The sequence below is a fragment of the Peptostreptococcus canis genome, assembly GCF_014229965.1.
Lineage (GTDB): Bacteria > Bacillota > Clostridia > Peptostreptococcales > Peptostreptococcaceae > Peptostreptococcus > Peptostreptococcus canis.
Map to the genome: position 1 here is coordinate 232,427 of NZ_JABGBW010000002.1, position 13,519 is coordinate 245,945.

Annotated in this window: 11 protein-coding genes; 2 read left to right on the forward strand and 9 right to left on the reverse strand. The window is 31.8% G+C overall.

Annotated elements, in window-relative coordinates:
* Positions 1-6 precede the first annotated feature (6 nt).
* Positions 7-1,905 carry a cell wall-binding repeat-containing protein gene (locus HLB29_RS04140; protein WP_185623892.1) on the reverse strand — a complete coding sequence of 633 codons (1,899 nt, stop codon included), beginning with the start codon at positions 1,903-1,905 and terminating at the stop codon, positions 7-9.
* Positions 1,906-2,220: 315 nt separating this feature from the next.
* On the opposite strand from HLB29_RS04140, the gene HLB29_RS04145 reads away from it, so the two are divergent.
* Positions 2,221-3,054: a thymidylate synthase gene (locus HLB29_RS04145; RefSeq protein ID WP_185623893.1), complete on the forward strand. Its 834-nt coding sequence runs from the start codon at positions 2,221-2,223 to the stop codon at positions 3,052-3,054.
* An 18-nt stretch (positions 3,055-3,072) separates the two neighbouring features.
* Positions 3,073-3,579, forward strand: a complete 507-nt coding sequence (locus HLB29_RS04150; RefSeq protein WP_185623894.1) for a dihydrofolate reductase — start codon at positions 3,073-3,075, stop codon at positions 3,577-3,579.
* A 204-nt stretch (positions 3,580-3,783) separates the two neighbouring features.
* Here HLB29_RS04150 and HLB29_RS04155 read toward each other — a convergent pair whose 3' ends face one another.
* From HLB29_RS04155 to HLB29_RS04190, 8 genes are all read right to left on the reverse strand, one after another.
* The gene (locus HLB29_RS04155) at positions 3,784-4,440 is read right to left on the reverse strand and encodes a Crp/Fnr family transcriptional regulator (RefSeq protein ID WP_185623895.1); all 657 of its coding nucleotides are present in this window, start codon (positions 4,438-4,440) and stop codon (positions 3,784-3,786) included.
* A 240-nt stretch (positions 4,441-4,680) separates the two neighbouring features.
* Positions 4,681-5,793, reverse strand: coding sequence for a YkvI family membrane protein (locus HLB29_RS04160; RefSeq protein ID WP_185623896.1), 1,113 nt, complete (start codon positions 5,791-5,793; stop codon positions 4,681-4,683).
* A 73-nt stretch (positions 5,794-5,866) separates the two neighbouring features.
* Entirely contained in the window at positions 5,867-7,159 is a 1,293-nt protein-coding gene (locus tag HLB29_RS04165; protein WP_185623897.1) for a glycine/betaine/sarcosine/D-proline family reductase selenoprotein B, read from the reverse strand.
* A gap of 13 nt (positions 7,160-7,172) precedes the next feature.
* Positions 7,173-8,459 (reverse strand): glycine/sarcosine/betaine reductase component B subunit, encoded by a 1,287-nt coding sequence (locus HLB29_RS04170; protein ID WP_185623898.1) that lies wholly within the window; start codon positions 8,457-8,459, stop codon positions 7,173-7,175.
* A gap of 19 nt (positions 8,460-8,478) precedes the next feature.
* Positions 8,479-8,880 carry a GrdX family protein gene (locus HLB29_RS04175; protein WP_207719512.1) on the reverse strand — a complete coding sequence of 134 codons (402 nt, stop codon included), beginning with the start codon at positions 8,878-8,880 and terminating at the stop codon, positions 8,479-8,481.
* Positions 8,881-9,210: 330 nt separating this feature from the next.
* On the reverse strand, positions 9,211-11,856 hold the full coding sequence (gene ppdK / locus HLB29_RS04180) for a pyruvate, phosphate dikinase (RefSeq protein WP_185623899.1): 2,646 nt from the start codon (positions 11,854-11,856) through the stop codon (positions 9,211-9,213).
* A gap of 135 nt (positions 11,857-11,991) precedes the next feature.
* Complete coding sequence (locus tag HLB29_RS04185; RefSeq protein WP_185623900.1) at positions 11,992-12,831, reverse strand: pyruvate, water dikinase regulatory protein; 840 nt, start codon at positions 12,829-12,831, stop codon at positions 11,992-11,994.
* 17 nt (positions 12,832-12,848) lie between these two features.
* Entirely contained in the window at positions 12,849-13,487 is a 639-nt protein-coding gene (locus HLB29_RS04190; RefSeq protein ID WP_185623901.1) for a helix-turn-helix transcriptional regulator, read from the reverse strand.
* Positions 13,488-13,519: the final 32 nt, after the last annotated feature.

Below are 13,519 nucleotides of genomic sequence, written 5' to 3' on the forward strand. Positions count from 1 at the left end.
TAAATTCTATCTTCTAACTACAATCACTGGAGTTCCAGCAGAAACCATATTGTATAAACGTGCAACACTTTTTAGAGGTGTATTTATACATCCATGTGACCCTGCATATAAATATCTATTTCCACCATAAGCCGGTTGCCAAGAAGAATCATGTATACCTATTGCACCATTGAAAGGCATCCAATATTTAACTGGTGATGCATAACCTGGTCCTCTCAGAACTTTATTCCTCATTTTATAGTTAATTTTAAATATTCCCGGAGGTGTAGCATACCCTTTGTTTGGATTACCAGACACAATTGGTGTGGATAAAACAACCTTTCCATTATCCCAAAGTTTCATATTTTGTTGAGATATATTGACTACAATATATTTTGATCCTATCTTTTTACCATTCTTAGGAAGTTCAACTTTAATGTATCTTGGAGTTATTCCATACACAGATTTAGCTTCTTTTATTATCCTTATCAAGTTTTCTGTTTCTTTGTTTATATCTAATTTTAAAGTAGAAGAACTTGTTATAATCACATTATTATTCTTCCAATAAGCATATGATTCATTGCTGCTTTGAGTAATTCCCGATGGATTCAGAGAAGATACAAAATTTCTAACAGAATTTCTATTCACATCAATAGTATTAACTGCATCATTTTTTATAATAACCATAGGCATTATCCTATCACTATTAAGCAATACCTTTCTATTTCCCAAATTGTACTCTACTTGCATATTTCTATAGCTCATCAATTTATTATAATTGTCATTTACAGCCTGATTATTTCTATTTTCAATAAAAGTTGCCATAATTTCCCTTAATTTAGCAAACTTTTCTCCACCACTTACTTGAACTATTTCGTTTACAGTACTTGATGAACCATTAATCAAATCCAATTGGTCAAATGTATATCCCTTATTTTCATTTACAAGAACAACCGGTCCATCTACTAAAGGTTTAGATGCATTGTTATCAGCACTTAAATTTTCAGTCGCAACACCATCATCAGATACTTCACTTATAGTGGTTGTATTCTCTGTGTTATCTATATTATTTGTATTATTTTGACTAGCTATTATACCCGCATTTATCAATACCGAGTCGATTAATCTTGATGGATTTTTATTACCATCATCAGCTATATAAACAGAATTAAACTCTGAGTAAAATTTCCTTATCAACTTATAATTTGTTTCTTGTCTATCTTTTCCGGATATTCTCTCTACATTACTGCCAATTTTTTCGTATTCAACAGGTATATTGCTAATTCCTCCAATAAGATACTCTATGCCATTATTGATAGAAGATAATTCCTGTTGCACCAATTGAAATGAGTTATTATCTGCAAAAATAATTGCCGCATCTCTTTTCGCTGCAATTGCACCGGCACCTGCTGCATCAGCCAAACCTGTCTTACCATTTACTATAAAAATTTCAGAAAACGGTTTTCCATTTATTTTTGATATTTTACGTCCTATATTTATAGATGTTTCCACTCTACTGCTACCAGTAATTCTTTCAACTTCATAACCTTCATTTCTAAGATTATCTTCTATAGAACTTGAAACTGAACTTTTACCTCCAATAATTATAATTTTTTTTGCTTTAAGTCTAACAATCTCTTCTTTTGTATTAGAGTTAATAACTTCACTATTAGTCAATAAAACAGGAGACTGTAGTTTTTTTGCCAGTGGTGCAACTGCTAGAGAATCCGAAACTGCTCTAGAATTTACAAGCATAACAATTTCACTTCCATTGCTCCATCCACTCTTTGATATACTAATTGCAGTTGAAAATCTATCAGTACCACTTAAATCTCTATTAATTGCATTTGACATACTGGATCCCAATGACAAAAATAAAGTCATAACAGCAACTGTTAAAATCGTTCTTTTAATATTTTTTTTCATAACACTCTATCCTTTCATAAAAACTTGTGATAATTCCTAAATAATACTAATTATAAATTCCAAAAATTATTATTTTCTCATATTTAGTATATATCAAAAAACTTTGTTATGTGGTAACAATACAATAACAATATAAACAAAAAATAGCTACAATATATCTACAAAAATTAAAAAATATATAAGTTTTTGTAATTGATATTAACACGGTAACTTTAATAGTGTAAAATATTATAGGTATAATATTATGCCATTTATATAAAAAATATAATATGATATACTAACATATAATGTTAAAAAAAAATTGGAGGGAAATAAATGACATTAGCAGATAAAAACTTTAAAAAATTATGTACTGAAATACTTGAAAGTAAAAACAATACTTTGGGAGAAAAGGTAAGACCTAAATATGCTGACGGGACACCATCACATACTTTTTTTATAAACCAAGTCTTTGAAAGATATGATCTTTCCAGGGGTGAACTTCCCATTGTTACCCTTAGACAGGTGGCTTGGAAATCCGGAATTAAGGAAATACTATGGATATATCAGGATCAAAGCAATGATCTAAATCTCCTTAAAGAAAAACACGGAATAACTTGGTGGGATGAATGGGATATAGGCGACAGAACTATAGGCCAGAGATATGGTGCAACAGTAAAAAAATACGATTTGATGAATAAGTTATTAGAAAATCTAAAAAATCAACCCTATGGAAGAAGACATATAATTAACTTATATCAGGAAGCCGATTTAATGTCAACGAAAGGTCTTTTCCCTTGTGCCATGGAAACTCAGTGGAGTGTTCGCGATGGATACTTGGACATGACTCTTATACAAAGATCTTCGGATGTTCCCGTTGCCAATGCAATCAATAAAATTCAATATGTAGCCCTTCAAATGATGGTTGCTAGACATATAGGACTAGAACCAGGTGTTTTTTGCCATTATGTAAATAATGCCCATATATATGATAGACATATTGAACAGGTAAAGGAGATAATCAGTAGAAATTCACAAAAAGATTCAGAATCGGTTAAACTTGTTCTTAACCCTGAAAAAACTGATTTCTATAGCTTTACCATTGAAGATTTCACGCTTGAAGGGTATGATCCTATTAAACCTAATCTTAAATTTGAAATGGCAATATAAAATATACTGGAGGCAAAAATGATAAATAATATTTATATGATGGTTGCTATGACAAAAAAAAGTAATTCAATTGGACTGAATGGAGATATGCTATATCACTTAAAAGAAGATTTGAAGTATTTTAAAGAAACAACTAGTGGACATACAATTGTCTGTGGAAGAAAAACATATTTTAGTTTCCCAAAGAGACCTCTTCCAAATAGAAAAAATATCGTTCTTACACGAAGCAAATCCATATTTGATGGTGCAATAACAATGAATTCAAAAGAAGAAGTAGTTAAATATGCTCAAAATAATCCAAACGAAATAATATTTATAGTTGGTGGAGATAATATTTATAAACAGTTTATGGATGTATCCTCCAAACTATATATAACTGAAATAGAGGAAAATGAAAAAGTTGTTGCAGATACATTCTTTCCACAGATACCCGATAAAGAGTGGAAACTAATACAAAAATCCGATTATATAACACCTGAAAATGCACCCAAATACAGATTTCTTGTGTACGAAAGAAAAAAATAGTAACTTCTATTTTTCTGAGATACTATATTTTTGTAGTTATTAAAGATGAGGTTGGCATAAAAAGTTATAACTCGAACTTTTTAGTCAACCTCATTATTTTAAACCCTTATACATTCTTTTTTATCCCCGGCAATCATTAGATTATATATCTTTTTATGTTTCTTTTTCGTTTATATTGTCATCTGATATATTAAATATCAATATTTATAATAAATCTTCCAAATATTTTCTATCCAATATTTTTATGTTTCTTCTATTACATTCAATAACTCCTAGCCTTTCTAAAAATACGAGTTCTTGATTCAAACTGCTTCTGTTTACATGAAGTATATTAGCCAAAACTTCTTGTGAGTTTGGTATTTGTATGATATTATCAGCTTCGTTAATATTCAATAACCAATAACTTAGTCTTTCAATTACTCTTCTATACTGAACACATCTTAAAAGAATTTTACTATAACAATTGTACTCTGCAACAAAAGTTAAAATATTGTGTAAAAAAACTATATCACTATCTATAATTTCTTTTAACTCTACAACTGGTAATAGAACGACTTTAGATTTTTTAAAAGCTACTATATTAAAATTATATTTACTTGCTCCACCATATATTAAATAAAAAGGAAAAGCATCTCCATTAAAAAAATATGACGAATTAAGTTCTTTACCACTTATTGTGTACTCTGTGCATTTCAAAACTCCATCAAGAATTACACCAAAATAGTTTATTTCATCACCTTCATTAAACAATGTTTCACTGGATTTATAATAAACCTCTTTTTTATCCATTTTTAATATTTTTGTTTTAGAATTTTCAGAAATACCTTTAAAAATTTGAATTTCCCAAAATTTTTCATCCATTTGCATACATCTCCAAAATTTTAATATATCATTACATATGCTATATATGAACTTTATACATCTCTTATATAATATATTATATCACAAAATATCTCCTTGATATGAATCTGAAATACATAAATAACAAATGTGCATACTGATATTGAAATTTATTAAATAAAACGATTTATTTATAGTATTCAGGGCTATAGTAAAAAAGTATTATCTATAGCCCTGAAAAAATATTATTAATAAATTATATCAAATTATCCTCCATTGAATACTTCTTAAAATCATTATAAATAACAATATTAAACCAACATATCCATTGAGAACATAAACATAATTTACAAGTACATCAAATCTTAATATTAATCCTACAAAAGCACCTATGGCTCCCAACACAATAGTTAACACCCTGAATTTATCTGTTTTTTCTTTTGAAAATCTGGCAACAACAGACCATAACAGAGGAACTGATGTAGTGTATATGCCTAGCAATATTATAATGGAAAATATATTGGCCAGTTGCGAATGTATTTCTCCAGCAAGTATTAGTGTCGGAATCTGAGAACCCTTTAACTTGGATATAGAGAAAAATATCCCAAGTGACATCAAAAGTACTGCTACTGAAAATCCAGTGGCACCAAAGAATGCTCCTAACTTACCTTCTTTATCACTATTAGCATTAGAACCTATTTGTCCTAAAAAAGCCGCTAACCATAACATGCAAAATCCAACATATGAACCTGCAGCTAATAGCCAATTATTTGAAGCTACCTTAATTTCTTTATTTTTAACCAATTCAGAAACAACATCACTGGCAGTTGATGCTCCATCCAAATTTCTAAAAATACTAACCGTACCGACCAAAATTGCTATAACTACAATAGCAGGTCCAATATTTCCTATAATTTCAACAATTCTATTTAAACCGAATATTACTGTAATTACAACAAATATTGCCATTAATATTCCACCTACATAAGGTGATATTTCATAATGCTGTGCTGCTGTGGCACCGGCTCCTCCTATCATTACTGTGTACGATAAAAAAATAAAGAAGACAGAAAATAAATCGTAAAACGTCCCCAATTTATTTCCACAATAGTATCTATAAATATCATTTGGTGTATCAAATTTATTATTGTACCCTGCTGAAATAAAACTTACTCCAACATATGCAAGAAGTATAAAACACACTATAACCCCCAACATACCTTTATATCCCCATGCAGCAAAATACTGGAGTATTTCCTGCCCGGTTGCAAAACCTGATCCTATAAGAAGGGCTATAAATGCACCTGCATAATTTAAAACTTTACCTGATTTGACCAATTCGTCCGCTTTAACCAATTCATTAGATTTTTTCATATTGTCACCTTTTTCTACCTTAAAGTTTATGATGATTTATATACTTTAAGGAAATATAAAGTCATATAGTTTTTTAAAAAATTGTCGGTTTATCTACATTTGTCACCAAAGCATCAAGTGCTTTTTTTACTAAAGAATGTCTTAGTTCAAACTCTTTCTCACCTTTTTCTGGGTTTCCAGTTGGATAAGGTATGGCAATTGTAGGTATTATTCTATTGGCTCCAACTGAATTAGATATTGTGACTATCGTAGCCATATGAACAATTGGAATACCATATCTTTCAATCTCTTTTACAATCGTTGCACCGCAACGAGTACAAGTACCTCACGTAGATGTTAGGATAACACCATCAACCTTGGCTTCCTTCAATTCTTCTCCTATTTCCTTGCCAAATATAATTGAGTTACCTATTGCCGTTCCAGTTCCTGTAGTTGTATAAAAATAGTCATACACTTGTCCTATTATACCTTCTTTTTCAAATATTCTCAGTGAATCTAAAGGAACAACTCTATCTGGTATTTCATTGGCATATACCGGATCATATCCACCATGAATTGTACAATATTCACCTTTAAGCATATCTAGTTTAGATATATCATATTTTCCCCATTTTTGGGCAGATGCAGATTGTATTCTATCAGGATTTCCACAAGGTACAATACCACCCGTTGTAACAAGTGCTATTTTAGATTTTGATAAATCTTTGATAGCTGGAGCAGGATCCACAGTATCGAATACCGGCATTGGTAGCTCCGTTACAAACTCCTCATTTTTTAATCTTTTCATCAACATATCAACTGCTCTTTTAGAACCGGTCTTTTCTGAAAATACAGTTAGTCTTTTTCCTTGGGCAAAGTACCCATCTATTTCAGGCTTCAAAGTTTCCCCTGCCAGTAACTTCTTCGCCAAACGGGACATCGCGGGAAGTGCTTTTCTCATCGTGCCTGCTGAATCCCCTGTCTTTACTATATATGCATATTTTCTAGCACTATCCAAACCTGGATTTTCTTCATACAGACCAGAAATTACCGGAACACCTTTTTTTTCAAAGAATTCTGCAACACCACTACAAGCCATTCCATATCTTCCTGCATTAAAAGCTGGGCCCGCCACAATCAAATCAGGATTATGCTCTTTATTAATATTTTCTAAAAAATCCAAAACTTCATCTTTATTTTCATTGAAAAAATTATCTCCACAGATTATTGTACCAATAACTTTTCCCAAACCTTCTAATGATTTTTCAAAAGCTTCTGATGGACCTATTCCGCCCTCTTTAAACATTGGAGATATATCTGCTTTGTCTTCTCCACCTATTTGTCCAAAGAATTGGTTTAAATAATATATTATTTTCTTTTCTGACATATCAATCCCCTCCTTAGTATAGTTCTACAGTACAGTTATGAGTGCCAATTTCAGAAGTAGCACCTATCACTGCATTAAGTTCACACTTCATTGTTCCATCTTCCGGATTATAGGCACCTGCCCAACCACCTGCAATATTTGAAACTGCATTAGGATCACCAAGTACTATGTCAGCTTTTTCTAACTCTACCACATGGGATACATTTCCCGTAGAAATCACGGCAACAGCCTCTTTTGCAATATCTGTAAGAGGTTGACTCATTCCATCCCATCCGGAGCATTCATCGGTGATTAAAACTGTTTTTATTCCTTGTTTTTCTAATCTTGAACAAATCATTACCAGATCCGAATCCGGATTTCCATATCCTTCCTCAGATACTATTACACCGTCTGCTCCCAGCATTTTACAAAGTTTTGCAGTGTAGTCACAAGATATAAATTTACCATTTAAAGTTGTCATTTCTGGAACTAGTACCACGCCCAGGAAATTTATCTCTTTTCCATGAAGTTTATATAATTCTTTTATAACTGCATTATTTTGATGTTGATAAGTCGTTATTTTGTCACAAGCGGCAACACAATTTCCGCTTATCACAGCACCATCTAATTCTTCATTAGGTGCAATTAAATTAGGAAGGATATGAGCAGAATCTACTCCATATATATAACTTGCATGAAGTAATCCCTGTGATATAAGCATCTCAACATACACAACTTTAGGCAGATCCGGATATTTAGAAGTTTCTTCTACATTATCCCCCATATCAAATATTTCGATATTTTCCGAAATCATTTCTCTTGCTGCAAGTCCAACCAATTCGGATGCTTTCAATCCTACTAACCTGCAAGTTTCTTCATGTTCATGGGGTGTAAGTCCGTCAATCACACTTATATCGACCACTATATTATTAGTTTTTGAAAATGGAGTCCACTTTGCTCCCTCACCCCACATATCAATTATACCTTCTTGAAAACCTACTATGTCTCCAATTGTAACAATTGCTGCTCCATCTAATACATTTACAACTCCATTGCCCAATTGAGCAACATCACTTGTAACACCAGCAAAACCTGCTGGTCCTTCTACTTTAAACCTTGGCTCGATTACATCCTTTACAGGTATTATTCTGATTTTTTCACCTGGTCTTGCAAGGTCTATTTTTATTTCTTTTACATTTGGAACTTCCTTCAATTTTTTAATCAACTCTTCTCTGTCAATTAATAGCGTAGCCCCATCAACCTTTGTTTCATTTCCAAACTCAATATTAGTAATTGGAATTTTTCTTAGCTCTAACCTCAAAACACTTCACCCCTTCTATTTATATATTATTATTTTTGATTATAGAATTAATAAAATCGTTTTCTCTAATAGCAGATTTTAATAACTCATAATCAATTAATTCATAATCATTTATATTTCTAGCGTCTATCGTTCTCTCTCCCATAGAAATTTTATATTTTTCTATACTTGATTCAATAATTTCCAAAGACTCTTCATCAATACTGCCCACATGATTGCTCATTAATATCGATCTAACTGGAGAATGCATAATCCTCATGCTTGCCCCTAGAGGATGTGAAATCAATTTGTATCCCAAATGAATAAGATCTCTCGTTTTATACAACACATCCAAAAAATTCCCCTCAACTTTAACAATATTAAAATCTGGGCATGATAACTTCTTATTATTTGTTACTATTAATTTTCTTATTTTAAACACCTCCAACTTTTAATTTATACTAATTTAGACTTTATTAATTTTAATATAAATTTTAGAATATTTTATATTTTTAGGTACAATTTCATTTCTATTTATTTGACAATATTATAACTATCATAAATATTCATAACAAGTTGGAAAGGCAACACTTTTTTGATGCTCCTATTATTCAATTCGTAAAACAATTATTTTTTTGCATTATAAAAAGCTCTATAAGCCTTAAAAACAGTCTTATAGAGCTTTTTTAAATAAAACTCAAATATCAATTTTTGAAAAAAAGTTTTGTTATTCTATTTTTAAATACCTAAAATAGATATTATCAATATTTAACTATTTATCTCTTTCTATTGCTCCACTTCTTTTTTTGATAGTTGCCTGTGCTGCGGCTAATCTTGCAATAGGTACTCTAAATGGAGAACAAGAAACATAATTTAATCCCTGATTATAGCAGAATTCTACTGAAGACGGTTCTCCACCATGTTCACCACAAATACCTAATTTAAGATCTGACTTAGCTCCCCTACCAAGTTTAACTGCCATTTCAACCAATTTACCGATACCCTTCTGATCTAATACCTGGAATGGATCTTTTTCAAGTATTCCATTTTCAACGTATTCACCCAAGAATTTTCCTGCATCATCTCTTGAGTATCCAAATCCCATCTGAGTAAGGTCATTTGTTCCAAAACTGAAGAAATCTGCAACTTCTGCTATTTCATCTGCAGTTAAACAAGCTCTAGGTATTTCTATCATAGTACCTACTGTGTAATTCATACTAACACCAGCTTTTTCCAATTCTGAGTTTACAGTTTCTTCAATAATAGGTCTTAGCATTTTAAGTTCATTAACTGTTCCAATTAATGGTACCATTATTTCAGGAACAACTTCATATCCTTCTTTTATTGCTAATATCGCTCCCTGCGCAATTGCTCTTGCCTGCATTTCGCATATTTCCGGATAAGTTACCGCAAGTCTACAACCTCTATGTCCAAGCATTGGGTTAAATTCATCTAAATCAAGTACTCTCTTTTTAAGTTCTGATGTTCTTATTCCCATCTGATTAGCCAGTTCTTCAATAGCTGAGTCTTCGTGAGGTAAGAATTCGTGAAGTGGTGGATCTAGTAATCTAACATTACAAGGTCTGCCTTCCATAGCTTTAAATATTCCATGGAAATCTTCTCTTTGGAATGGAAGTAATTTATCCAAAGCTTTTATTCTATCTTCAACATTGTCAGCAATTATCATTTCTCTTACTGCAGGTATCCTTTCTTCCTCAAAAAACATATGCTCAGTTCTACAAAGACCGATACCTTCAGCTCCAAACTCAATAGCTTTTTTTGCATCTCTAGGATTATCTGCATTTGTTCTAACCATCATATCTCTTACTTCATCAACCCATGTCATGAATTCTCCAAAACTACCGCTTACTTCAACACTGGTCATTTCAATAGAACCTAGATATACACATCCACTTGAACCATCAATTGATATATATTCACCTTCTTTAATTACTCTATTGCCAACTCTTATTTCTCTAGCTGCTTCATCTACACTTAATTCACCGCAACCAGCTACACAACACTTACCCATACCTCTTGCAACAACTGCAGCATGAGAAGTCATCCCTCCTCTTGCTGTTAATATACCTTCAGCATTTACCATACCTTCTATATCTTCTGGAGATGTTTCTTGTCTTACCAATATAGTTTTTTCTCCAGATTTTACATGATCAACAACGTCATCTGCATGGAAATAAACTTTACCAGTTGCAGCACCCGGCGATGCTGGAAGTCCTTTTGCTAATAATTGTGCATCCTTTAATGCTTCAGCATTGAAAGTTGGGTGTAAAAGCTGATCTAACTGATTAGGCTCTATTCTCATTATAGCTTCCTCTTTATCAATAACACCCGCGTTAACTAGATCAACAACTATATTTATAGCTGCTTTTGCAGTTCTTTTACCATTTCTAGTTTGAAGGATAAACAATCTACCTTTTTCTATAGTAAACTCTATATCCTGCATATCTTTATAGTGGCTTTCCAAAATATCTGTAATTTTCACAAATTGTTCATACATTTCCGGCATATCAGTCTTTAACGTATCAATGCTTTGTGGAGTTCTAATACCTGCAACAACATCTTCTCCCTGTGCATCTATTAAATATTCACCGAATAACTTATTTTCACCTGTTGATGGATTTCTGGTAAAAGCAACTCCTGTTCCACTATCAGAACCCATATTACCAAATACCATTGACTGAATATTTACAGCTGTTCCAAGATTATTAGGAATATCATTTAACTTTCTATATACAATTGCTCTCGGATTATTCCAAGATCTAAAAACAGCTTCAATTGCCAATAATAACTGTTTTTTAGGTTCTTGCGGAAAATCTTCTCCTACTTCATTTTTATATATTTTCTTGAATTCTACAACGATTTCCTTAAGATCATCAACCGTCAACTCAGTATCAAATTTGTAACCTTTATCTGCTTTTACTTTATCTAAAACATTTTCAAATTTGTATTTAGGAACTTCCATAGCAACATCTGAAAACATCTGAATAAATCTTCTATAGCTATCATAAGAGAATCTTTCATTTTTTGTAGCTGAAATCAAACCATTTACACTTGTATCATTTAAACCTAAGTTTAATATAGTATCCATCATACCTGGCATTGAGAATACAGCACCTGATCTAACAGAAACCAAAAGTGGATTCTCATCAGAACCCAATTTTTTACCCTGTTCTGCTTCAAGCTTTGCAAGTTTATCATCGATCTGATCTAATACTTCCTGTCTAATTTTATGGTCATTATCATAGTAGTCATTACAAGCTTCTGTAGTTATTGTAAACCCCTGAGGTACTGGAAGACCGATATTAGTCATCTCAGCTAAATTAGCTCCTTTACCACCCAATAGGCTTCTCATTTCCTTATTTCCTTCGTCAAAACTGTAAACAAATTTTATACTCATTTTTTCCTCCTAAAAATTCTTAAAGTAAATATTTTTTATTAGATACATTATTTAAACGCACGGAGTACAACTCCACTAATGCGATATAAATCATTTTTATTCATTTCCATGGTTAAACTGATTATTCGCCAAATATTAAATATCGTAATCTTTAATAATAGTTAACCCATTCTCTTTCAATATATCTAAAATAATTCCAGCTGTTTCTTCTATTGCCTTATTTGCTACATTTATTACCGGGCATTTCAATGTCTTCATTACCTTTTCAGAGTAATCTAATTCTTCCAATATTCTATCTAATTTAGCATAATTAGCAGAACCAGATAGCCCCATCGATTTCAATCTTTCTACTCTTATCGTATTTAATTTTTCCGGTGAATTTGTTAAACCTATTATCTTTTTAGGATCTACATTAGATAGTTCTTTTGGAATCGGCACTTCAGGAACCAGGGGAACATTGGCAACTTTTATATGCTTATTTGCCAAATACATACTCAAAGGAGTTTTGGAAGTTCTCGAAATTCCCACCAATACCAAATCTGCCTTCAATAAGCCTCTTGGATCTTTCCCATCATCATATTTTACTGCAAATTCAATCGCTTCTACTCTATTAAAATATGATTTATCCATTTTTCTAATTAAACCTGCTTCTCTAAGAGGAGATAGTCCTGATTTCTCACTCATTTTTTCTATTATTGATGATAGCAAATCCACATATTCTACACCTATCTTTTCACAAAATTCTCCAGCATGTTTTGCTAAGTCATCACTTACTATACTGTAAAGAACTAATGCATCCATAGTTTTTGCATCATTGAGCACTTCTTCAAGTAGCTCTATATTATTTATATATGGGAATCTTCTTATATCCCACTGATCTTTATTTTCAAATTGAGAAATTGTAGCTCTGGCTAAAGCTCTTGCCGTTTCTCCAAGAGAGTCAGATACTATAAATACTGAAATATTTTTTTCCATACTACCTCCTAGGTTTTTTATTTGTCAGTCATTTCTACAAAAAGACGAGTAATTAATGTCTTTGATATTTTACCAACAATTTTCATCTTTTGACTATCCCCATTGACATATCTAACAACTGGAAGACTGTCAACTTCTCTCTTCACTAACTTTTTTGCCGCATCACAAATATATTCATCTTCTAATACAGTTGCAATATTAGGTACTCTAGTCATAGCCAGACCTATAGGATCTTTTTTTATATCATTATTACCCATAGTGGCTTTTAGTAGATCTTTTCTTGATACAACACCACAAAGATAGTCGTTATCATCTATTATAAATACACCTCCTGAATCTTCAAGAAATATATTTACAATTACATCATATACCGTATCACTTTGTCTGGCAGTAAGTGGTACCCCCATAACATCTGAAACTTTCATCTGTTTCATTAAATTATTTTCATTGGAAAAGTCTCCTTCTCCCACATAGAAGTAGCCAACCTTAGGTCTGGCATCCAATATGCCAGTCATTGTCAATACTACAAGATCTGATCGCAAAGTAGCTCTTGTAACATTTAATTTTTCGGCTACCTTCTCACCTGTTATAGGTTCATTGGCTTTTACTATTTCAATTATCTTTAGTTGTCTATCATTAAGTTGGATAGTAATCACCTTCTTTCGTATTATTGCATATATATGATACA

Bases quoted from the DNA above. Each gene is read 5' to 3' on its own strand.
- HLB29_RS04185 (WP_185623900.1), bottom strand. From the start codon at position 12,831: ATGGAAAAAAATATTTCAGTATTTATAGTATCTGACTCTCTTGGAGAA.
- HLB29_RS04140 (WP_185623892.1), bottom strand. From the start codon at position 1,905: ATGAAAAAAAATATTAAAAGAACGATTTTAACAGTTGCTGTTATGACT.
- HLB29_RS04145 (WP_185623893.1), top strand. From the start codon at position 2,221: ATGACATTAGCAGATAAAAACTTTAAAAAATTATGTACTGAAATACTT.
- HLB29_RS04160 (WP_185623896.1), bottom strand. From the start codon at position 5,793: ATGAAAAAATCTAATGAATTGGTTAAAGCGGACGAATTGGTCAAATCA.
- HLB29_RS04155 (WP_185623895.1), bottom strand. From the start codon at position 4,440: ATGGATGAAAAATTTTGGGAAATTCAAATTTTTAAAGGTATTTCTGAA.
- ppdK (WP_185623899.1), bottom strand. From the start codon at position 11,856: ATGAGTATAAAATTTGTTTACAGTTTTGACGAAGGAAATAAGGAAATG.
- HLB29_RS04150 (WP_185623894.1), top strand. From the start codon at position 3,073: ATGATAAATAATATTTATATGATGGTTGCTATGACAAAAAAAAGTAAT.